Consider the following 22,006-nt stretch of genomic DNA (forward strand, 5'->3'; position numbering starts at 1 on the left):
GCAAGCAGAATAAAGGATACTATAACTGTTATGGTAACAATTATAAGGATCAGCAGATTGATATTTAAAGTTACTTCTTTAATCTGATAAAAGTATATAAAAATGAGCAGTACAAAATACTCGAAAGAATATTATTGGCACTGAGAATAATATAATAATCATTTTCCGACAGGTTTGCAATCTGATGCTGGATGATAAAAATAAATACCGAAACGGAATAGTAGAAAAAAATACTGGCATCTACCAGAATAAAACGATTCTGTGCAGAGGTATTTTTAATCTCACGGAGCAGGGTAAAACCGGAAAGGCAGATAATAACAATATTGGAAACTACTTTTGCAATATCTGCATTAGACGGATAATCAAACCCATATTTCGAAATCATAAAACCTCCCGCCAGCAAGCCTGTAAGCCCTAGAGTATATTTCGGCCAATCCAGTTTTTTGATAAATAAACCAGTCAGCAAAAAAAATTCTCCTGCGATGTAAAAGGGATAAAGAAATGACGTATCATTAAGTCTGAAGATATATGGCAACGTAAGATTCAGCAGTTCAATAAAAAAAAGAAAAGCAATACAATGAAAATACGGCTTTTCTTTTTGGTTTAATATGCGGTATTTTACTGCTCCCAGCAGTATAACAGATAGAAGCAGTGCATAATTCAGGAATAAAATTGCCTTATAAAGTCCAGCCATTCCTCAGTTTATCATTTTAAAATTCACTTCCAACATCTACATCCGGAATACGGCAGATAGGAGGACACGGTTTTGCCCAGTCATATGTATTGGAAATGGTATCTGCTCCCAGTTCAGCATTTCTAAGATTTTCACGGAAAGAGATAAAAATAAGAGTTACCAGCATCTTTCCATAGATATCATTGTATTTAAGGCCAAAAGAACAAGTAATGCCTGCTAAACCATCATCTGTAAGGCAAAGATCTGCTGTAGGAACATAGAATTTTCTGAAAATTCCAATACCCTCATTTTCTCTGCATTCTTTATAAAACCACTCCATACCTTCATTTCTCCAACGCTCTATAGCTGATACAGCTATATCCTGCTCAAGAATCGGTGCATTGGAAACAGGGAATCCCATATTAGAATTCTTCTCCGTGCTCTCGAGGTTTTTAGAAAGGACAGCATTTCTAACAACAGTGTATTCCTGAATCTCCTGTAGTCTCAAGTCTCTGTCAAGTTCGGTAAGGAAGCTGTACGGATATTCTTTGACGTCTATTTTTACCCCTTCATTATTCATAGGATAAAAAATAAGAATCAGACGATCTCTATAAACTCCTACTGCTGCACAAAAGTCTTTATAGTCCTTGAACCCCTTCATCCACTCAAGGTGCTCACTGGAAATATTAAAAACATAGTTGGTAGGAATCAGCTTTTGAATTTTAGAAAAGTCAGAGAAGTGCGCTTTCCATTCGTTTGACGCTGCTCTGCATTCTTCTACAGGCAGCATATAGTCTACAATGTTTAATGTTGACATAAGCATAGTTTTTAGTTCTATAAAAATATATAAACTAAACATGCTATGCAAGTAAGATTTTAATTAATAATTTTTCACTGTAATATGATAACAGCTCTGTTGTCTTTCTTTAATGTAATATATTCTACCGGCATTCTGATAATGCTTTAAAACTTTCTCCAGAGCTATTTCCATTTTCGGATTGTACTTCAAAACGTTGTTGAATCTTACGTAAGAAATGTCAAAAGAGTTACCATAATTGTGAGAACTAATCCCTAGTGAGGCGTTAGAATTTACTCTTCTCAGCCTGCACTGGTCTTCAAGAGTTCTGGTAATAGATGAAACGGTAAAGGTACCGCCTTTTGTATCTTTACTGAACTTTGAACCTATTTTCTCAAGGGTAGTTTTGGCCTTGGATACCATATAAGCCCTGCTGTAATCAAGTCTCTGAACCTGATATCCTTTACCGGATTTTTTTATTTTATGGAATTTACCTTTATTGATATATTTTTGAACAGTTTTGGAATCTTTCAGCAGCTGTATTCCAAAACTCTTTGAGGCATCAAGATGGGATTTGTAAAGCGGTGTAGGTTCAACCTTCAATACAGTAGTAAGATCATAGCAGGGAAAAGCCTTTTTTGCTGCCTGCGAATAATGTAAACTATAAATAAAGGGTACAAAGACCACACAAAAAAACTTTCTCATTCACCATCCTTTTAAATTACAAATGAAAGATAAAACATTTATGTTATATCTTTCAAAACCGACTATAATACTCTATAAATAAATCCCAAACAAACTTTACACCAAATTATCAATTTTATAATTTTTTGTTCACTCTTTTTTGAGTTTTTTTTTCAGTTTTAACTTTTTACTTTAAGATTTAAATTTTACATTTGAGATACATAAATAATAAACAACATGATAAAAAAACTTTTCGCTGAATTTTTCGGCACATTTTGGCTTGTTTTCGGAGGGTGTGGAAGCGCTGTTTTCGCAGCTGGCGTTCCCGACATTGGCATCGGACTTTTAGGAGTTGCTTTGGCATTTGGTCTTACTGTTCTTACGATGGCTTACGCTGTAGGCCATATTTCAGGAGGGCACTTTAATCCGGCAGTTTCTTTTGGACTTTTAGCAGGGGGAAGATTTCCTGCCAAAGACCTTATTCCTTACATCGTAGCCCAGTGTCTGGGAGCCATTGTAGCAGCAGGATGTCTGTATACAATTCTAAACGGTGCGGGAGCAGTAGAGTTCTCAAAACCCGGAGATTTTGCCACGAACTTTTACGGAGAGGCCGTTTACAACGGAAAAGCTTTCAGCATGGGAGCCGCGTTTCTGGCTGAGTTTTTATTAACTGCCTTTTTCCTTATTGTAATCATGGGAGCTACAGATAAATGGGCCAACGGTAAATTTGCCGGTCTTGCTATCGGTCTTGCTCTTACTTTGATTCACCTGATTTCTATTCCTATTACAAATACTTCAGTAAACCCTGCAAGATCACTTTCACAGGCTGTCTTTATGGGAGGAATTGCCATGTCACAGCTTTGGCTGTTCTGGGTAGCTCCTATTTTAGGAGGAGTTGTAGGAGGTTTGATCTACAAGTTCTTACTTCAGAGAGATACTGCCGAAGTTGCAGATTAATTTTTAAAATAACATTCAATGATAAAATCCTGTCAGGCGGCAGGATTTTTTTATTTTCTGATTTTGAAATAAATTATTTTTTAATTTTTTAGAAACGCAAAGGTTTTATGAAGGAGTTTTTTTATTCAGGGGGAGCAAAGTGATAACGACTGCGTCGTTGATTGAGCTCTATACTGCTGCTTGGTAAGAATCAATTTTATTGAATCCTTCTCTGCTTTCTCAAAATCTGAATATAGGAAACAGAGCTTTGCCTTAAAAATATATTATTCTATTTACCAGATTCTTCTGGTTTTATTTCAGTTTTTTGATATCAAAAGGGTTCTTGAATATAAGTTCTTCATGTTTTCCTTTGATCTCCATTTTACGTTGAAGCAGATTGAGCGCCATTTTTCTTATAAAAAGGTCTTTGTCATTCAGCTTCCAGTAAGAATCTTCGTGAAGTTTTTTGGGTGGACGGATCAGATAAAATTCGGTTTTCCAGGTGTCTGCATTATGGTAAAACTCAATGATTCCGCAATGTTCGGGGATAAGGGCAGGATCTACCATTCCCATCGGAAGCAAAAAGCTAAAAGAATTACACATATAATCACCGCAGGAAATTTTATCGTGCTTCAGAAATTTTTCGCCGGTATCTTTATTGAGATATGATTTTTTGAAATCATTTTTAAAATCACTTTTCGAAAACTTAATCTCGATTTCATGACTTCCCCCTTCTGAATCTATGATCAGAATATCTGCTTCCCAATCGGCCTGAAAATAATTGGTCAGTACAATTTCTTTTTCAAAATCGCAATGGGAATGGATATAGGCATGTATAAGTTCTTCTATTTTGAGCATGAATATAATTGTACAATGTATTTATGATAATACCGGCATACAAATACAAAATTGATAAGCGTAATAAATTGGCTATTCACAATTGTCTTTTACGTTAAGTCTTTTAGCTTACTAACAGACTGCATCCTCTGATATCAGAATGATCTATTCTTCCCAATACCTGAAATTTATCCCCTACAATTTTACCTAAATCCTGTGTCGCAATAAAAGAACAGGAATGAGTATTGGCCAGATCGATGATATTAATAGCTCCGGTTCTTCCTTCTTTTTCATAGGCCAGAGGATCTTCTGCATTCCGAACCATAATTCTCATCCAGTTCGGGCATTTATATTCATTATTTCCAAGGGAGTACGCCTGTGAAAGCAACTCTGTCATGGAGTATTCTGAGTAGATCTTATCTGTCTTAAGGCCGTCCTGTAAGATTTTCAGCAATTCATCTTTGGTCATTTCTTCTTTTCTGCCTTTCATTCCTCCGGTTTCAATCACTACTAAATTTTCAAGAAAATCCAGAGATTCTCCGCTTCTTTCAGAATGACAGTAATCCAGAAAATCAAGAAGAGCAAAGGAAACCCCGAAAAGAATGACTTTTTTATCCTGAAGTTTATTCAATAACCCAAAAAGATCAGAATGGTTATAAAGGAAATATCCGTTTTCCGGTTTGGCAGATTTCTTCATCAGATAATCTACCATATAAATTAATGATGAATTCTGTTTTTCCAGATAACTTGGAAGTAAGCCCAGAAAAATAAAATCTTCCGGCTTACCAATAAACTGTTCAAAACTTTTATAAATACTTTCTTCATAAAGTTCCGGATCTGCAATGAAATGTTTTGACAGATTCATCTGTGTTGTTCCTGAACTCTGAAAAAACAGATCGGTTCTTATATTTTTATCCAGAATCTGATGGTTTTTGAACATCTCAATAGGTAAAAACGGAATCTTCACCAAACTATCTACCTCATCAGGATTAACATTCAGAAAGTCGATGAACTTCCTGTATATTTCAACATTTTCATATTGATAACGGAATGTTTTCAATGATGCATTCAGGAAATCCTGTTCAGTCTGTATATTGAATATATTTTTTAATTCCATAACTTTTTAAACACCTTACCACTTCTGTATAAAGCAATTATAAAAATAAAATATTGACATTTAATATTTTTTTAATCTACTAATTCTATTTTTGGTAAGCTTCTTGCACATACCTGAACGGAATATGGATTAAAAACAAGAGTGGGTTTCAACCCGTTCGAAAGTTACCTCTTTTTAGGGGTAATTTTTTTGCTTTATTTTTCAAAAGTCTTCAGTTCAAAATCTTTCTCAAAGACCCCGTAAGTAAAATAGGAAATCCAGTCTCCGAGGTTGATATACTTTGAATTCTGTTCCAGATCAAGTACCATTGGCAGGTGTCTGTGTCCATAAATAAAATAGTCTATCTTCTCAGTCTTCAGCTTTTCTTTAGAATAAATGATCAGGAATTCTTTATCTTCTCCCAGAAATGCTTTGTCTTCTTCTCCGGAGATCATTTTATTTTTTTGGGAAAGGTATAATGCAATTTTCATTGCAATATCAGGGTGAAGCCATTTGAAGAACCATTGTGCTACCGGATTTGTGAATAATTTTTTCATTCTTTTATATCCTTTGTCACCAGGTCCCAGCCCGTCTCCATGGGCCAGCAAAAACTGCTTTCCACCCATTTCGAAATATTGTTTCTGATAAAATACCGTACAGCCAATTTCCTCTTCAAGATAATCTTTCATCCACAGATCATGGTTTCCGACAAAGAAATAGATATGAATTCCTCTGTCTTTAAGTTCTGCAATTTTTCCGAGTACCCTGATATATCCTTTGGGAACCACATGTTTCCATTCATGCCAGAAGTCAAAAAGATCACCCATTAAAAACAAAACCTGAGCATCTTCTTTGATCTCATCCAACCAACGTATAAATTTTTCTTCACGCACTTTGCTCTCACTTGGAGTGGGTGCTCCAAAATGCTGATCTGAAGCGAAATATACTTTTTTTCCAGGTTCTAAATTAATTATCGTTTTTAACACCTTCTGAGTTTTGGGGTAAATTATTGATTATCTTCTGCAAACCATTCTCCATAAGAATTTTCTGTCTCATGAAGTTTAAGATAGGCTAAAGAAATTCCTTCAGGAAGTTTTGATTTGATTTTAGCAGCAATAGCATACAACATGTTTTCACAGGTTGGCTGGAAACTGCAATAGATTACTTTATGCCCTTTCTGTTCCAGGTCATCCCCCAATTCTTTGTGTGGAGACAGAGCATTTACAAGAACCGCATGGTCCCATACATCTACAATTTCGGAATTTACGATACTTTTGATATCTCCGAAATCTACCACCATTCCATTTTTAGGATTTTCAATATCATTGATCGGTTTTCCTTTCACTGTCACAAACAGCTTATAGGAATGTCCATGCATATTTTTACACTTCCCATCGTAGTTGTAAAGTACATGAGCTGTTTCAAATGTAAAAATTTTTGTAATACGTATCATACTGCAAAGATATGATAAAACCGCTTAACACAGAAAAGACTGTTTCTATTACAGCGATATTAATATATACTTTTAGTCGATCTTAAAGGTTAAATTATTATCCGGTGAGCCATCAACATTGATTGCATTGTAAGGTACAGAAAGCCAGCCATTTTTATTCATAACAAATTTGAATTGATGGTTTTTTCCTTTTTCAAACTGAGATTTTGGCAATACCAACTCAAAAGTATTATTCTTTTTCAGATTCATATAATATGCCTGACTATCAGGATTCCAATCATTAAATGAGCCTGTAACTGAAATACTTTTGATATATTCTACACTTCGTTTGTCAGGAAATTGGTAAGAAAAAATAATATTGTCCTTTTCTGTTCGGTAGCCGTAGATTTCTTTTTTTAGGTCAGGATGAACAAGAGGTTCAGACTTTGTATATTCTTCTGCCACCATGTATGGATTCAGCAAACGTTTATCCATAATACCTGCAATCTGATTAATCATTGGGTAATAAACCGGAAACTCTTTATATCCATTATACATCAATATAATAGCAATATTATTATCCGGAAAAATTTTATAGCCACTTACATTTCCACCTGAAAAATGATAGGACTTTATATTATTAAAATTTCCCATATCCCAACCATGAGTGAAGATGATGTCTTTATTTTTGTATTCAAACGGTTTCCACATCAATTCCTGTGTGGCAGGTTTTAGAAAATCATTCTTACTCAAATGAATGCTCCACTGTAAGAAAGCAGGCAATGCAATGGCCAGACCATTGGCTGAATGCGCCCTTCTTCCTTCTACAAATGTAGATTTATCGTATTGATGTGTATTCTTGTTGTAGATATATTTTACAATTCTGTTAGGAATTTTCTCAATGGAATTGGATGAAAACACCACCTGATTTTTAGAATCTGAAAACTGATTCTTCAGGATATAATCTTCAAATTTCTCTCCTGTTATTTTCTCAATGATCATCGTAATCAGCATGTAGTTGGTCTGATTGTACCTATAATCACTTCCGGTTTCAAATTCCATTTTTTCTTTTGATAATCGACTAATCACTTCAGCATTGGTAGCATCTGCTGCAATATCACTGAAACGAATCCAGTCTGGCAATCCTGAGGAATGAGATAAAAGATTTTTTACCTGAACATTTTGCCACTCTGCCGGTACATTATCAATATATTTTGATATTTTATCTTCTAAAGATACTTTCCCCTGCTCTACAAGCTGAAAGAGTCCAACATTTGACATCAACTTTGTAGTAGAATAAATCCTGAACATAGAATTGCCATCTACTTTTTTATTAGTCTCTAAGGTTTCTGTTCCATAGTATTTCTGGAAAATTACCTTATTATTCTTAACGATTCCTACGGCCATTCCTGGTATCTCATTAATTTGAATAACCTTTTTTATATAGTTATCAATTGCTTTTGACTGGTCTGCTGTCTGGCTATGACCGGTAAAGAAAAAGCCTAAAAAAAGTATCGTTACAATAGATGGTTTCATGGTAATGTTTGTTTGATGTTTCTCTATTAAAACAATTGTAGGTCTTATTATATTACATAAAGAGAAGAAAATCTGTTATTTCCCGGGAACCAATTTGTCTGTTTCAAAACCTAATTCATTCAAATAATCAAGTCCGCTTTGTATTTCTATTGAATTGGAGCCCGACCATCCTTTTTTTAATCCAAATAAAATAAACCGCCTGATGTATCGTGGCTTATTGAGATTTACCTCATCTTCTGAACCTGTAATTTTATTCACCAACTTAACACCTGATTTTAAAGGCTGTCCCATCATATAATCATCAACAGTCATAAATTTGATGATTAAAGGTGTTTGCTTTTGCCCTCTTAAAAAAACCTTCACAGTCAAAGTATTGGTTTCTGTTTCAGCATGAAATTGGTCTGTTACAGAATATAAATATTCACTATTATTAATGATGATTTTTCTCAACTTATTTTTCATTGACTCATTTTTTATTCAACACATTTCCAGCTGAACTTTATTTTATCCTTTTCTCGAATCTATTAATGACTTTGTACTCTTTATCTTTAATAACAATATCATAATTTCCCTTATCAAGGATTAAAAAACGATTGTCCTTAGAGGTATTGATTTCAATGATATCTGCGGGAATTCCTTTTTGCTCAAATTCACCTTTTCGGTAAGCAAAAACCATAACCGGATATGTTGAAACTTTAGAAACCGGAATTTTATAAAACTTTCGGGTTTCCTTCAGCATCCAATCTGGTCTGTCTTTAATGTATTTTGTAACGGGGTGAATGATTTTAATATCCGTATACAATTCTTTGTCTTCACCATTATAGATCATTTGGTTTTCACTTTTCAAAACAACAGGCACGGTATTGTTTATCAATCTCAAAGTGGTTCGTTATACTTCAGGGAGCTTTTTTCTGAAAACTGAGTCTGGTCAATTGTAAACGGATTGACACCTGTTAAGTCTGAAAGTCGTCCAGCCATCGTTTTTTCCCAGGATTTATGGATTCCTTCATAAGCATGCTGATAACCACAATAAATCAGATATTTTCCCTCTTTATTCTGCTGCATAAAATTGAAAATATTTTTGGCTTCTCCAATTTCTCTTTCTTTATTGTTTCCTTCTGCTTCGTAGGAGAAAAGCCTGAATCCAATTTTCAGAGCATTGTAAATAAAATTTCCAAATTCCGGTTCTTTGGAATAATATCCGCTGGTGAGAGTGGCATATTTATCTGTATTTAAAGAATCATTCGCTAATGTTTCTATTCCTAAGTATCTGTAACCTCTGTCATATAAACCCTGAAGTAAAGAAGTGGCAAAAGTTCTATGGCTGGCATTGTGATGAGCTTCATTGATGATGATTATTTTCTCATTGGCCGCTTTTTTCAGAATATACTCTTTTGCATTGACTGGAATTAATTTTGTGAATTTCAGACTATCGGCAGCATTTAGCTTTTTCACTCTTCCGAAAGTCTGATCCCAGCTTTCCAGTGCTGGTTTATATTGCCCGCTTATCGAGTAATATGTTGCCCCCATCTGGCTTCTCCATGATTGACTTTGAGTAGAGTCTGCCACCTTTCTCTTAATATCATCCGTAAACCAGTAAGGATTTTCCTGACCATACCCTGCCATGCCAAGAAACAGCAAAGCCAGTAAATAAAAGAATTTCATGTTATTTAGTTTTTTATTGAATGTTGTAGATTAAAATAAAAGTTCTATTTTCTACTCTGATTTTAATTATTTTACCTGTCTAAAAAAACTTCTCCAGCCAGTCACTTCCCAGTCGTTTGATCTTTTTTGTTTCCGGATCGAAGAGAATCCAAAGTGTACTTGAATCTACCACAAGTTCATCATTGCAATAAAATTCGACTTTTCTTGGCTGTTTAGCTCCTTCAGGAGTCATGGGATAGGTTCTTACTGTGATCATATCATTCAGATAAACCTGTTTTTTATATTGGATATGGTGATCCAGAAGCATCCAGGCATCATTTACATACTCGGTTTGATGTTTCAGAAGATCCCAGTGTTCTGCTGCCACTTCTTCCACCCAATGTACATATTGTACATTATTTACATGATTGTTCTGATCAATATGCTCTTCCGTTACCTTTATCTGTTTTTCGTACATTAAATTCATGCTCATGAAAGTTTACTCAAATTTATCATTTTAAAACAGAACTTCTATTTTCTAAATAAAAAAAACGGAATCAGATGATCTCTGATTCCGTTCAATATTCAGTATTGAAATTTTTATTTAGCTTTCCCTGCAGGCTTAGCAGCAGTTGCCGTAGCACCTAATTTACTTTTTACAATTGCAGTAATATCCTCACTTCCGTCAGTATAAAGCAGGTTATTAGATTCCTGTGCTGCTGTATCAAATACATAGCTCAGGTTTTTCTCTTTAGCTACAGCAAAAATAACATCTCTTACTTTCTTTTGCAGTGGAGTAAGCATTTCATTTTGCTTAGCAGAAATATCTTTAGCAGCCTGCGCTCTTGTTTCTTCTATTTTTTTACCTAAACCCTGTAATTCTGTTTGTGCTGCAATCAGTTCTTTAGTTACTGCTTCTTTATTAGCCTCACTTAAAGTTTTTTCTTTATCCTGTGCCGCTTTCAATTTAGTCTGATAATCATTGATCAGCTTTTCAATTTCAGTCTGTTTTGTTTTAGTCAGATTATCAATAGTAGTTCCTATAGTTTTTACTTCAGATAAACTTGCAAAAACATCTTCTGTGTTCACACTTCCAATCTTCTGTTGAGCATTGGCAGCATTTGCAGTAAGCGTTAATCCTAATGTAATAAAAAGTACTTTAATTAAATTCATTTTTAATAATATTTTTTCGTCCCCAAATATAATTCAAATTTTAATTACTTATCATATGACATTTACTCCTTTGCTACTTTATGATTTGAATGAACTAAAAACGGGCTTACAACGTTTTAAACAAAGAAAAACCTCCCTAAAAAGGAAGGTTCAACATCAAAAAAATATGAAAAAAATGACTAATGGAATTGTGCGGTTTCTGTAGAATCTTTCATTGCTACAGTAGCTGAAGAACCGTTTGTAACAACATTCTGTATTTCATCAAAATACCCAGTCCCTACAAAAGACTGATGCTTCACCGCTCTGAATCCTTTCTGCTGCAGAGCAAACTCACGCTCCTGCAGTTCTGAGTATCCAGCCATTCCTCTTTCTTTATAGGCTAAGGCTAATTCAAACATTGCCGTATTCAAAGCATGGAAACCAGCCAATGTAATAAACTGAAACTTGTACCCCATTTTTGCCAGCTCTTCACGGAAAGTAGACATCTCTTCCACACTCAGCCTTGCAGCCCAGTTGAATGAAGGGGAACAGTTATAAGCAAGCATTTTCCCAGGAAATTTCGCATGAATTCCTTCTGCAAATCTTCTTGCCTGCTCCAAATCCGGATTTGAGGTTTCCATCCAGATCAGATCTGCATATGGTGCATAGGACAAACCTCTGTCGATTCCCTGTTCTACACCGTTTCTTACTACATAAAATCCTTCAGTAGTTCTCTCTCCTGTTACGAATTTTTTATCTCTGTCATCAATATCAGATGTCAGTAAATCTGCAGCATCCGCATCTGTTCTTGCAATAATAAGACTCGGAACCCCCAGTACATCGGCAGCCAGACGTGCAGCAATCAGTTTGTTGACCGCCTCCTGCGTTGGCACCAATACTTTTCCACCTAAATGCCCACATTTTTTTGCGGATGAAAGTTGATCTTCAAAGTGTACAGCAGCAGCTCCCGCTTCTATCATCTGCTTCATCAGTTCAAAAGCATTCAGGTTACCTCCAAAACCAGCTTCTGCATCCGCAATAATGGGTACCAGATATTCTTTATCTCCGGTTCCGCTCACAGATTGTACCTGATCTGCCCTCAATAAGGCATTATTAATTTTTTTTACTACAGAAGGCACTGAATTGGCAGGATACAGTGACTGATCCGGATACATTTCTCCTGATAAATTGGCATCTGCAGCCACCTGCCATCCTGAAAGATAAATAGCTTCCAGTCCGGCATCCACTTCCTGTACTGCCTGATTACCTGTAAGAGCTCCAAGTCCTGCCACATAATCCTGGTTATTTAATTTATTCCAGAATTTTTTTGACATTTCCGTAGCAATCGTGTACTCTATGGTATAAGAACCACGAAGTTTCAAAACTTCTTCTGCTGTATATGGTCTTTTTACACCGTTCCAGCGTGGGTTTGTCAGCCAGTCTTGTTCTATAGCCTGGATTTGTTCTTGTCTTGTTTTCATAATATTTGGATTTTGTTAGATTAGGTTTTGAGAGTAATTTTGTTACTGGATGCTAGTTCCATTGTTAGTTGTTATTCAATCATTTTATTTTCAACCAGCAACTATAAAACTAGCAACCAATATTCTCCTAAATAAAAGGATACGCTTTAAGGGTCAGAAATTCTTCAAAATTCTCTGAAAAGATCAATTCATTGAAAAGTTCTTTGGCAAGATTGAATTTTCCGTTTTTGAAACGGGATTCTCCTACATACTTTTCAATATTGTCCATTTCTTCGCTTTCCCACTGTAAAATCATATTGCGGGTAAGTGTTCTGTCATCACTTAACACCGCTTCATTTTTCAGCCATTGCCAGATCTGTGTTCTTGATATCTCTGCAGTAGCCGCATCTTCCATCAGGTTATAAATGGCAGCAGCACCAGTTCCCATCAGCCAGCTTTCAAGATAAAGAATTCCTACGTTGATATTTTTTCTGACTCCCTTTTCGGTAATATCACCTTTGGGAATTTCCAGCAGATTACTTTCTGTAATATGATACTCAAATTTTTTGTCGATCTGGTTTCTGGAAGGCATATACTGATCAAAAATTTCTTTTGCCACCGAAACTAATGAGGGATGTGCTACCCAGGTTCCGTCGTGACCGTTTTTTACTTCCCGTTCCTTATCGTTTCTTACTTTTTCAAAAGCTAGGTTATTAGCTTCATCATTGTCCTTTACCGGAATTTGAGCCGCCATTCCGCCTATCGCATGTACATTTCTTCTATGACATATTTCAATGACTCTTTTTGAATAAGCACTCATAAACGGAGAAGTCATGGTCACCTGATCTCTGTCCGGTACAATAAACTCAGGAAGGTTTCTGAATTTTTTGATATAGGAAAAAATATAATCCCATCTGCCACAGTTCAGTCCCGCACTGTGTTCTTTTAATTCAAATAAAATTTCATCAATCTGAAATGATGCTGTAATGGTTTCTATTAAAACCGTAGCTTTAATTGTACCCTGTTGAATTCCCAGATAATTTTGTGCAAAAACAAAAACATTATTCCACCAGCGGGCTTCTTTATAATGTTCCAGTTTCGGAAGATAGAAATAAGGGCCACTTTCCTTTTCTAAAAGCGACTTGGCATTTCTGAAAAAATACAGTCCAAAATCAATCAGTGAACCGGAAGCTTTCTCACCATTAATTTCAATATGTTTTTCCGGAAGATGAAGTCCGCGGGGACGAACCAGCAAAACGGCAGGCTTTTCATTAAGCGTATAGACTTTTCCTGTCTCGTTTACAAAATCAATAGTACGGTTAATAGCATCAGAAAGATTAATCTGCCCCTGAATACAGTTTTCCCATACCGGCGAGCTGCTGTCTTCAAAATCTGCCATAAACGTAGAAGCTCCGGAATTCAAGGCATTGATAATCATCTTGCGGTCTACAGGTCCTGTAATTTCTACTCTTCTGTCTGACAAATCTTCCGGCAAAGGTGCACACACCCAATTTCCATTTCGGATCTCTTCTGTTTCTTTTAAAAATTCAGGAAGATTTCCATGATCAAAATTCTGCTGTGTATTTTTTCTCTCTTTTAAAAGTTCAAGTCTTTTGTGATTGAAATTCTGATGAAGAGCAATCAGAAAATCTGCCAAACCCGGAGTAAAAACTGCTTCAAACTGCTTCTGAGCTTTTATTTCTAATTGAGTCTTGGTTTCCATAACATATTGATTTTGTGATTTGATATTACAAACATAAATAAAAATATTCACAAATAGCGAACGTTCGCTAAATTTATTTAAAAATTATTATGCGAATAATCGCATCTAATTATTTATATTTGAGTAATGAATTCAGAAAGTGACTTTATCAAAACAGTTTTCGGACTAAAACTGAAACAGCAGAGACAAAAGAAAAACTGGTCTCTGCAGGATCTTGCTGTAAAGACAGGATTATCAAAATCTTACCTTAACGAAATTGAAAACGGAAAAAAATATCCCAAACATGATAAGATTATTCAGCTTTCTGAAGCTCTAAGCTGTACTTTTGATGATCTGGTTTCTACCAAACTTGATAAAAGCCTGGCGCCTTTCAATGAAATTCTGCAGTCTGATTTTTTCAAGGAAGTTCCATTGGAGCTGTTCGGGATCAGCAAAAACAACCTTATCAGCATCATAAGTGATGCTCCCAAGAAAGTGACGGCTTTCATCAATGCACTGATAGAAATTTCTCAGAATTATAATCTTGGAAAAGAAAGATTTTATTTTGCTGTATTAAGGTCATTTCAGGAATTGTATGACAATTATTTTCCGGAAATTGAAGAAAAAGTAAATCTGTTTATTCTGGAAAACCAGGTACAACCCGGCAAAAATTTAAAGTCTGAGATTCTGGAAAAAATTCTTGCAGAAAAATTCAGTTACACGATTCAATCTGAAGATTTTGAAAAATACGGGACTCTGGACAACCTTCGTTCGCTTTATATTCCGGAGAGAAAACTATTACTACTGAACCAAAAACTGGAAAAAGACCAGAAAACATTTATTCTGGCTAAAGAAATCGGCTTTAATGTACTGGAATTAAAAAATCGTCCCAACACGTATTCATGGCTTGATTTCGGAAGTTTTGAAGAAATTCTCAACAACTTTTACGCTTCATATTTTGCAGGCGCTCTGTTAATTTCAAAAGAGCCTGTCATTGAAAAGACATCAGAATTTTTCCAGCACAACACATGGGAATCTGTAAATTTTGAAAATCTTATCAACAGTTTTACCCGTTCCCCCGAAACATTCTATTACCGACTGACCAATATTCTTTCGTCTGAAATGGGAATTAAGGACTTATTCTATCTGTGTCTGGTAAAAAAGAAAAATTCAGATAAGATTCAGATTTTAAAAGAACTTCATCTGAACCATCAGCAGGCTCCCCATGCCAACGCAACCAACGAACACTACTGCAGAAGATGGATTGCCGTGAAAAATCTTGATCATTTAAAAGAAAATGAAACCCTTACTGATGCTCAAATATCTCATTATAAAGATCAGGGAATAAGCTATCTTGTTATTTCCACATCGCAAAAAAATCCTTTTTCAGATGGAAGCAACAGAAGTTACTGCCTTGGCATTTTATTGAATTCACAGACAATCAAAAAAATAAGTTTTATAAAATCTCCTTCTCTGAAAACCATCAATGTTGGAGTTACCTGTGAATCCTGCAGCATTGCAGATTGCGAAGTAAGACAGGCACCGCCGGTAAGGCTGGAAAAGGAACATTTCAATCTAAGCATGAAAAGTTCTGTTGAAAAAATAAGGAAGAGGTTTGAGAGTTAAAAAGGTGAATGGTGAATCGTCCATTCGCTTCGCTTGTCAATTTTTATACTGTTCTAAATTATTCGCTTATGAATTTTTTGCAATATTGACTATTCACTTACGAAGCAAAATTCATCATTGACTTTTATTTCCTATCTTAGTGCAAAACACAGTCATGATATTAGATTTATTATTTCCCAACCGTTGCATCCACTGCAACAGAATCATTGATCCTGAACTTTTGGTGTGTGATCTTTGTTTTAGCCAGATTTATTTTACCCACTATTCCTACTTTGAAAATAATCCGATTAAGGAAAAATGCAGTTTGTTTTTCCCTGTTGAAAACACCTTTGCCTTACTGCAATTTGAAGAGGAGAGCTTAAGCCGAAAGATTATCCATGAACTGAAATACAAAGGCCGGGAAAAAACAGGAAAGATCATTGCAGACTGGACAACAGAACGTCTGGATTTCGATCACGAAAAACCTGATTTACTGGTAAGCATACCTCTTCATCCAAAGAAATTTAAGGAACGCGGATATAATCAACTCCATTTATTCACTGAAACTTTATCTTCATTTTACAATATCCCTTTCGATCATCAATTAATTAAACGAAATTACTATTCAAAAGCTCAGGCTTTAAAAGATAAGAAACATAGGTTGGAATCTATTAATACATTTTCCGTCACCCAACCTGTAACAGGAAAGCATATTCTTCTGATTGACGATGTTTTCACCACAGGAAATACAGTTTCATCAGTTGCCTGGGAGATTTTAAATGCAGGAAATAATAAAGTGAGCGTTTTGGTGATGGCAGTGGATATCTGATTGAGATGCGATTTTCGAGATACGGGGTGCGAGGGATCAGTTTCGGGATGGTGGAATTCGGGGTGTGTGGTACGGAAATCATATTTAAAAATACTCTCAAAACTCTGAAGTCCTCCAACTCTCCTCCCCAATCTATTTTCATCGTTCAATTCTTTTTCCTAATTTTCCGGAAACTAAACAACTATGCCAAATCTGCTTTTATTACACGGAGCTTTAGGTCACAGCGACATTTTCACACCTTATCTGAACATTCTTTCCCAGTATTTTACGGTACACACTCCTTTGTTTTCAGGACATGGAAACCAGGAACTTCCGGCAGAGGGTATTAGTATTGAAAAGTATACTCAGGAATTATCAGAATACTGCGAAGTGAATAACTTAAGAGATGTTTCGATTTTCGGGCACAGCATGGGAGGTTACACAGCGCTTTGTTATGCGATGAAAAGCCCTGAAAATGTAAACTCGATTATAACTTTAGGAACAAAGTTTGACTGGACTGAGGAGCAGGCTTTCAAAGAAAGTAAAATGCTTAATCCTGATATCATTCTTGAGAAAATTCCGCAGTATGCCCTACTTTTAGAATCACAGCACGGATCAAAATGGAAGCAGCTTCTTCCTGCTATTGCTGATCTGATGATTGATTTAGGTAAAAATCCTCCGTTGGAAAATAATCTTGCGATGATTAATATTCCTATTCAGATCATGGTAGGAGATAAAGATAATATGGTAACTATTGAAGAGAGTTCAAGAGTTTACAGAAGTCTTCCGAATGCAAAATTGGCCGTACTTCCGGATACAAAACATCCACTGGATAAAGTACGACCAAGTCTATTGTTGAATTTAATAAAAGATTTTTGGAATCTTTCTTAAATTATCTTTGAAGTTTTTCTCCGTAACTAAGATCTCCGGCATCTCCTAAACCAGGAGTAATATAACCTTTTGATGTTAATTCTTCATCTATCGCTCCTACCCAGATGTGAGCTTCGGGGTAAGCATTCTGAATGGTTTCAACACCTTGTTTTGAAGCAATTGCTGCAACAATATGAAGCTGGGTTGGATTTCCATTGGTTAAAAGGTCTTTAATTGCTTCAATTAAAGAAGCTCCTGTTGCCAGCATCGGGTCTGCCACAATCAAAGGTCTGCCTTCGATGCTTGGGCAGGTCAGATAATCCTGTTTGATTGAGAAATAATCGTTTGCATCGTGTTTTCTGTAGGCAGCTACAAAACCGCAGTCAGCCCTGTCTAGATAGTTCAGAATTCCTTCAAACAATGGAACTCCGGCTCTTAAAATAGTGGTAATAACCGGCTGTACAGCAATTTCCCTGCTTTTTATTGTATCTAAAGGAGTTTGAATTTCAACTTCTCTGTACTCCAGTCCTTTACTGATTTCAAAAGCGGCAATCTCTCCGATTCTTTCCATATTTCTTCTGAATCTCATTCGGTCATGCTGAATGTCAACGTTTCTAAGTTCGTTAATCCATTCATTGACAAGAGAAAAGTTTTGCGATAAAATAGTAAGCATGAAAATTTTATTTTTAATTTCAGTTAATTGATATTAATTCCTGCAAAATTACAACTAAAAAACGAATTGAAAGATTGGGCCAGAGGAGAAATAAAGCATATTAATGAAAATAAACCTATGCAATATATTATAATTATTTAATGATAAAAAGTCTGATTTTAGGGATGAGCGCTAGGTTTTTAATTTAAAATCAAAAAAAATCCGGCAAGCAAACTTACCGGATTTTTCTTGAACATTGTTCTTATTATTTTTGTCTGAAATACACTTCAATCGGAACTCCGGTAAATCCGAATTCTTTTCTCAACTGGTTTTCAGTAAATCTTTTATAAGGTTCCTTTACATACTGTGGAAGGTTACAGAAGAATACAAACTGTGGTGACGGCGTTGGAAGCTGCACACAATATTTGATCTTGATATATTTTCCTTTCAATGCTGGTGGCGGTGTATTTTCGAAGATTGGAAGCATTACTTCATTCAGTTTTGAAGTTTTGATCTTCTTCTTACGGTCTTCATAAACCTCCATTGCTACTTCTACAGCTTTTAAGATTCTCTGCTTCGTTAAAGCCGAAACAAATAAGATTGGAATATCCTGGAACTGACCGATTTTGTCTTTGATTGATTTTTCGAAATCACGCATTGTGTTGGTCTGCTTGTCTTCGATCAAATCCCATTTATTAACAAGGATTACAATTCCTTTTCTGTTTTTCTGAGCCAATCCAAAGATATTCATATCCTGAGATTCCCAACCTTGTGTAGCATCTACCATAATGATTACTACGTCAGAATACTCGATAGAACGGATAGATCTCATTACAGAATAGAATTCAAGATCTTCACTTACCTTAGATTTTCTTCTCATCCCTGCAGTATCTACCAATACAAACTCGTGCCCGAATTTATTATATAAAGTCTGGATACTGTCTCTTGTAGTTCCTGCAATATCAGTTACAATATTTCTTTCAACATCCAGTAAAGCATTTGTCATCGTAGATTTCCCTACGTTTGGACGACCCGCAATAGTGATTTTAGGTAATCCTTCAAAAGGATCTTTATATTCTGTTGTTGGGAAGTCTCTAACGATATCATCTAAGATTTCTCCTGTTCCTGAACCGGTAGCGGAAGAAAGAGTGTAATATTTATCAATTCCTAACTGGTAGAATTCTGTTGCCGGAAGTTCTTCTTTGGCAGAATCTACTTTATTGATAACAATATAAATTGGTTTATTGGATCTTCTTAGTAATCTGTAAATTTCGTAATCTGTATCAGTAAGTCCCTCCTCCACATTCATCATAAAGATAATGGAAGTAGCTTCTTCTACGGCTAATTGTACCTGCTTACGAATTTCTTCTTCAAAGATATCATCCGTACCTACATCATAACCTCCGGTATCAATTACAGTAAAATCTACTCCATTCCAGTCAGATTTTCCGTAGTGACGGTCTCTGGTAACACCAGCTGTAGAATCTACAATAGCTTCTCTTCTTTCTAATAAACGATTAAAAAGCGTGGATTTTCCTACGTTGGGACGTCCAACGATTGCGACAATATTTGACATAAAAAATGTTTAATAATCCTTCTGCTTATGCTCAGGATATGTTATTAATGGGTTACTCCAACTTTTGGAGCCCAATTTTTTGCAAAGATAAGATTTTATTATTTAACGAGGCTTTTAAGGATGGAAGCTGGAAGAAGGAGGCTGGAAGTTATTATCCATCGGATAAATTAGCATAAACCTTACTCTTCAAATTGAGCAGACAATATTCATAAATCTGCTGTTTATGGGGTAGAAGCAGACTTTTTTTTAATTTTTTATTAAAAAATAATTATTTGGATATCAATAAGTAAAGCGTTTTATATTCTTATTATGTTAATTAATCTTTAATTTTGATTTTTATATTTAAAATAAATTCTATAATTTCGCATCATCGAAACAGACCTATAGTGTAACGGTAGCACTCCGGTTTTTGGTACCGTCAGTCGGGGTTCGAATCCCTGTGGGTCTACAACCAAACAAAAGCAACTCGCTAATTTACAGCAAGTTGCTTTTTTATTTTGGTCACTTTCGGTCACTTGGTCACGATTTTGGTCACTGTTTTTGTAAAAAACTCCTTGAGTGTACATCATTGAACTTATTTGAATCTGATTGTATTTTTAAGCTCGGAAATAATGTCCATCTGATTCAAAATAATCATACATTATGCTCCGTGCGGTTGCGCTCCAATCAATCACAACCCAATTAGGAATATTAAACGTATCATCTTCGTAAAGCCATTGTACAAAATCTTCATCACTTTCAAACTCGCCGTAATAAAAATTGTTTACATACTCATAAAGGCTTTGAAACTCAATTTTACCTAAACAATCTAAACACGCTTCGTAAACTTCTAGGTCATGACCTGAATCGTTGATTTGTTCTATTATTTCGTAAATATCTTTAGATATGTGACATTCACTTAACAAACCCATTTTTTCAAGAAAAGGACATTCATAGTCCTGAAACATAAATTCAGGGTCGGATTCGTCACTGTGTAACTCATACATTGCGGTGAGCAGTGAATCATAGTCGGAATAATCCGAAAGGTTTAACCATTTCCCAAATAATGAGCCGTTGTTGTACTTTGCGTACGTTCCTACATAGATACTTGCCGTATCAAGACAATTTGTTAACTTTGTCATAGTCGATAATTTTAAGTCAGATTTAAAATTTATTGATGTCGCCTAGCAGTACGCCAATACTTCTAGGCATTTTTGTTTTTTCTGAAACCTTGTACACATAGAAACAAGGTAGTAAGTCGCTCAAATAAGCAGTATAAATATACGACAAAAACATGATAACCACCAGCTTTACAAGCACTTTTTAACCAAAATATCAACCGTTGTTAAAAACTTTTTAACCACTCAGAGCGCAGGAAAACAAAAACAGTCTGAGAAAAACAAAATCCGAACATAGGGGACGTTACGAAAAAAGTCAGATAACCCATACCCAAAACGTTATAGTAGGTACAGACCCGATACATATTCAAAATTTTGAGATTGGGTACAGGGGGGCGTTTTTACATTGAAAATTTGATACGGTGGGGTAAATGGGAGCATATATATTGCCCAGCCAGCCAGCCAACCTTATAACAATAAACCCAGAAGTTCTTAAAACAGATAAGGGTTCACCCCATTGATTCCCGAAATATTAGTTTAGATTAGTTAGAAGCGTATTATTAGGGGAGGTAAATATTAATAGTGTATTGGTACTATCCGTTAACACATCTACTCATAATTATTTACAAAGATCGGTAGAGCATTTGGGGTAAATAGAGAGATAATATATTGACAAAATCACACCTTTTCAAATCACTGATTTTTTAACCTCTGATAAAACCATAGAGATTGCTTACCATACCTAAAACCAAGATAAAATCTTTAATACTGAAAAAAATTTCACAGGTTTTTGAAGCAAAGCCAAAAGATTCGTAAAATTTCATATTTTTGTAGCTACAATTTTATCGAAAAAAACAGAAGCATAGCTTTTATTTTGTTAAAGGAAATCTGACAGTTTCAAAAAAAACAATACAGAATAAATAGTTTATGACTCGTGCTATAGGGGCACGGGTTATTCCTATTTGTGTTGTTTGGCTTTGTCAGAGCCTCCTTTAGCAAGTATGGTTTAATCCCGTGCTTTCTGCATTAATAACCTTTCACTTTGCGGGATTAGTGAGCTGACAAATCACTATGAAAAAAGTCTTTATTTCTACTATGTTGCTCGTGGCAGTGAGCGCATTTTCTCAGGAAAAATTTGATTGTAACAATCTTTCTAAAACAGATTATCTCAACAAGTATCAGGAACTCAAAAGCTACGGGCTTGATAAAATCACACTCAAAGACGGTACGGAAGTCTTACCGCTAGTCATATCAAAAGTTTATGACGAAAACAGCCTGAGACAGGTTTGCATCAATTCAGCTTATGCAGACCATAGATACGGTACAGAAGCCCATTACGAAATGTATCGTAAGAATATCTACAACGGTATGTCTCGAGAAACATTCATGAAAAACTCGGATTACTTTGAGATATTTTTAGAAATGATTGCACAACTTAAAAACCAATAGT

General features: G+C 35.4%; 23 protein-coding genes and 1 tRNA gene. 6 read left to right on the plus strand and 18 right to left on the minus strand.

Annotation, left to right across the window (positions count from 1 at the left end):
- Positions 1 to 70: 70 nt before the first annotated feature.
- The 3 genes from KIK00_RS10990 to KIK00_RS11000 all read right to left on the minus strand — a co-directional run bounded on the left by KIK00_RS10990 (position 71) and on the right by KIK00_RS11000 (position 2,174).
- A complete protein-coding gene (locus tag KIK00_RS10990; RefSeq protein WP_255816583.1) occupies positions 71 to 694 on the minus strand; it encodes a hypothetical protein in 624 nt (207 codons plus the stop codon).
- Positions 695 to 710: 16 nt separating this feature from the next.
- On the minus strand, positions 711 to 1,490 hold the full coding sequence (locus KIK00_RS10995; RefSeq protein WP_255816584.1) for a hypothetical protein: 780 nt from the start codon (positions 1,488 to 1,490) through the stop codon (positions 711 to 713).
- A 63-nt stretch (positions 1,491 to 1,553) separates the two neighbouring features.
- Complete coding sequence (locus tag KIK00_RS11000) at positions 1,554 to 2,174, minus strand: DUF5715 family protein (RefSeq protein WP_255816585.1); 621 nt, start codon at positions 2,172 to 2,174, stop codon at positions 1,554 to 1,556.
- A gap of 219 nt (positions 2,175 to 2,393) precedes the next feature.
- Between KIK00_RS11000 and aqpZ the strand changes: the two genes are divergently transcribed.
- Positions 2,394 to 3,110 (plus strand): aquaporin Z, encoded by a 717-nt coding sequence (gene aqpZ / locus KIK00_RS11005; RefSeq protein WP_047379563.1) that lies wholly within the window; start codon positions 2,394 to 2,396, stop codon positions 3,108 to 3,110.
- A gap of 291 nt (positions 3,111 to 3,401) precedes the next feature.
- Here the strand turns inward: aqpZ and KIK00_RS11010 are convergent, their stop codons facing one another.
- The 12 genes from KIK00_RS11010 to aceB all read right to left on the minus strand — a co-directional run bounded on the left by KIK00_RS11010 (position 3,402) and on the right by aceB (position 13,969).
- The gene (locus KIK00_RS11010; RefSeq protein ID WP_255816586.1) at positions 3,402 to 3,947 is read right to left on the minus strand and encodes a hypothetical protein; all 546 of its coding nucleotides are present in this window, start codon (positions 3,945 to 3,947) and stop codon (positions 3,402 to 3,404) included.
- 103 nt (positions 3,948 to 4,050) lie between these two features.
- Positions 4,051 to 5,043 carry an acyl transferase gene (locus tag KIK00_RS11015; RefSeq protein ID WP_255816587.1) on the minus strand — a complete coding sequence of 331 codons (993 nt, stop codon included), beginning with the start codon at positions 5,041 to 5,043 and terminating at the stop codon, positions 4,051 to 4,053.
- A gap of 194 nt (positions 5,044 to 5,237) precedes the next feature.
- Entirely contained in the window at positions 5,238 to 6,008 is a 771-nt protein-coding gene (locus tag KIK00_RS11020; protein WP_255816588.1) for a UDP-2,3-diacylglucosamine diphosphatase, read from the minus strand.
- A gap of 20 nt (positions 6,009 to 6,028) precedes the next feature.
- The gene (locus tag KIK00_RS11025; protein ID WP_047378909.1) at positions 6,029 to 6,475 is read right to left on the minus strand and encodes a 6-carboxytetrahydropterin synthase; all 447 of its coding nucleotides are present in this window, start codon (positions 6,473 to 6,475) and stop codon (positions 6,029 to 6,031) included.
- 72 nt (positions 6,476 to 6,547) lie between these two features.
- Positions 6,548 to 7,990, minus strand: coding sequence for a serine hydrolase (locus KIK00_RS11030; RefSeq protein WP_255816589.1), 1,443 nt, complete (start codon positions 7,988 to 7,990; stop codon positions 6,548 to 6,550).
- Positions 7,991 to 8,065: 75 nt separating this feature from the next.
- Positions 8,066 to 8,452 (minus strand): hypothetical protein, encoded by a 387-nt coding sequence (locus tag KIK00_RS11035; RefSeq protein ID WP_255816590.1) that lies wholly within the window; start codon positions 8,450 to 8,452, stop codon positions 8,066 to 8,068.
- A 37-nt stretch (positions 8,453 to 8,489) separates the two neighbouring features.
- The gene (locus tag KIK00_RS11040) at positions 8,490 to 8,864 is read right to left on the minus strand and encodes a hypothetical protein (protein WP_255816591.1); all 375 of its coding nucleotides are present in this window, start codon (positions 8,862 to 8,864) and stop codon (positions 8,490 to 8,492) included.
- Between the two features lie 2 nt (positions 8,865 to 8,866).
- Positions 8,867 to 9,655: a hypothetical protein gene (locus KIK00_RS11045; RefSeq protein ID WP_255816592.1), complete on the minus strand. Its 789-nt coding sequence runs from the start codon at positions 9,653 to 9,655 to the stop codon at positions 8,867 to 8,869.
- 79 nt (positions 9,656 to 9,734) lie between these two features.
- A complete protein-coding gene (locus tag KIK00_RS11050; protein ID WP_255816593.1) occupies positions 9,735 to 10,121 on the minus strand; it encodes a thioesterase family protein in 387 nt (128 codons plus the stop codon).
- A gap of 113 nt (positions 10,122 to 10,234) precedes the next feature.
- Positions 10,235 to 10,807 carry an OmpH family outer membrane protein gene (locus KIK00_RS11055; protein ID WP_255816594.1) on the minus strand — a complete coding sequence of 191 codons (573 nt, stop codon included), beginning with the start codon at positions 10,805 to 10,807 and terminating at the stop codon, positions 10,235 to 10,237.
- Between the two features lie 179 nt (positions 10,808 to 10,986).
- A complete protein-coding gene (aceA, locus tag KIK00_RS11060; RefSeq protein ID WP_255816595.1) occupies positions 10,987 to 12,267 on the minus strand; it encodes an isocitrate lyase in 1,281 nt (426 codons plus the stop codon).
- 127 nt (positions 12,268 to 12,394) lie between these two features.
- Complete coding sequence (gene aceB / locus KIK00_RS11065) at positions 12,395 to 13,969, minus strand: malate synthase A (protein WP_255816596.1); 1,575 nt, start codon at positions 13,967 to 13,969, stop codon at positions 12,395 to 12,397.
- 126 nt (positions 13,970 to 14,095) lie between these two features.
- Between aceB and KIK00_RS11070 the strand changes: the two genes are divergently transcribed.
- The 3 genes from KIK00_RS11070 to KIK00_RS11080 all read left to right on the plus strand — a co-directional run bounded on the left by KIK00_RS11070 (position 14,096) and on the right by KIK00_RS11080 (position 17,252).
- Positions 14,096 to 15,574, plus strand: a complete 1,479-nt coding sequence (locus KIK00_RS11070; RefSeq protein ID WP_255816597.1) for a helix-turn-helix domain-containing protein — start codon at positions 14,096 to 14,098, stop codon at positions 15,572 to 15,574.
- 154 nt (positions 15,575 to 15,728) lie between these two features.
- Positions 15,729 to 16,382: a ComF family protein gene (locus KIK00_RS11075; protein WP_255816598.1), complete on the plus strand. Its 654-nt coding sequence runs from the start codon at positions 15,729 to 15,731 to the stop codon at positions 16,380 to 16,382.
- 183 nt (positions 16,383 to 16,565) lie between these two features.
- Positions 16,566 to 17,252, plus strand: a complete 687-nt coding sequence (locus KIK00_RS11080; RefSeq protein WP_255816599.1) for an alpha/beta fold hydrolase — start codon at positions 16,566 to 16,568, stop codon at positions 17,250 to 17,252.
- A 1-nt stretch (position 17,253) separates the two neighbouring features.
- Here the strand turns inward: KIK00_RS11080 and upp are convergent, their stop codons facing one another.
- Together upp and der are read right to left on the minus strand one after the other, a co-directional pair.
- Entirely contained in the window at positions 17,254 to 17,904 is a 651-nt protein-coding gene (gene upp, locus KIK00_RS11085; protein WP_255816600.1) for a uracil phosphoribosyltransferase, read from the minus strand.
- A 244-nt stretch (positions 17,905 to 18,148) separates the two neighbouring features.
- Positions 18,149 to 19,459 (minus strand): ribosome biogenesis GTPase Der, encoded by a 1,311-nt coding sequence (gene der / locus KIK00_RS11090; RefSeq protein WP_047378925.1) that lies wholly within the window; start codon positions 19,457 to 19,459, stop codon positions 18,149 to 18,151.
- Between the two features lie 377 nt (positions 19,460 to 19,836).
- Between der and KIK00_RS11095 the strand changes: the two genes are divergently transcribed.
- Positions 19,837 to 19,907: transfer RNA gene (locus tag KIK00_RS11095), tRNA-Gln, on the plus strand.
- A 148-nt stretch (positions 19,908 to 20,055) separates the two neighbouring features.
- Here KIK00_RS11095 and KIK00_RS11100 read toward each other — a convergent pair.
- Positions 20,056 to 20,580: an antirestriction protein ArdA gene (locus KIK00_RS11100; RefSeq protein ID WP_255816601.1), complete on the minus strand. Its 525-nt coding sequence runs from the start codon at positions 20,578 to 20,580 to the stop codon at positions 20,056 to 20,058.
- 1,047 nt (positions 20,581 to 21,627) lie between these two features.
- Here KIK00_RS11100 and KIK00_RS11105 point away from each other — a divergent pair.
- Positions 21,628 to 22,005 carry a hypothetical protein gene (locus KIK00_RS11105; protein ID WP_255816602.1) on the plus strand — a complete coding sequence of 126 codons (378 nt, stop codon included), beginning with the start codon at positions 21,628 to 21,630 and terminating at the stop codon, positions 22,003 to 22,005.
- Position 22,006: the final 1 nt, after the last annotated feature.

This window comes from Chryseobacterium sp. MA9 (assembly GCF_024399315.1).
Lineage (GTDB): Bacteria > Bacteroidota > Bacteroidia > Flavobacteriales > Weeksellaceae > Chryseobacterium.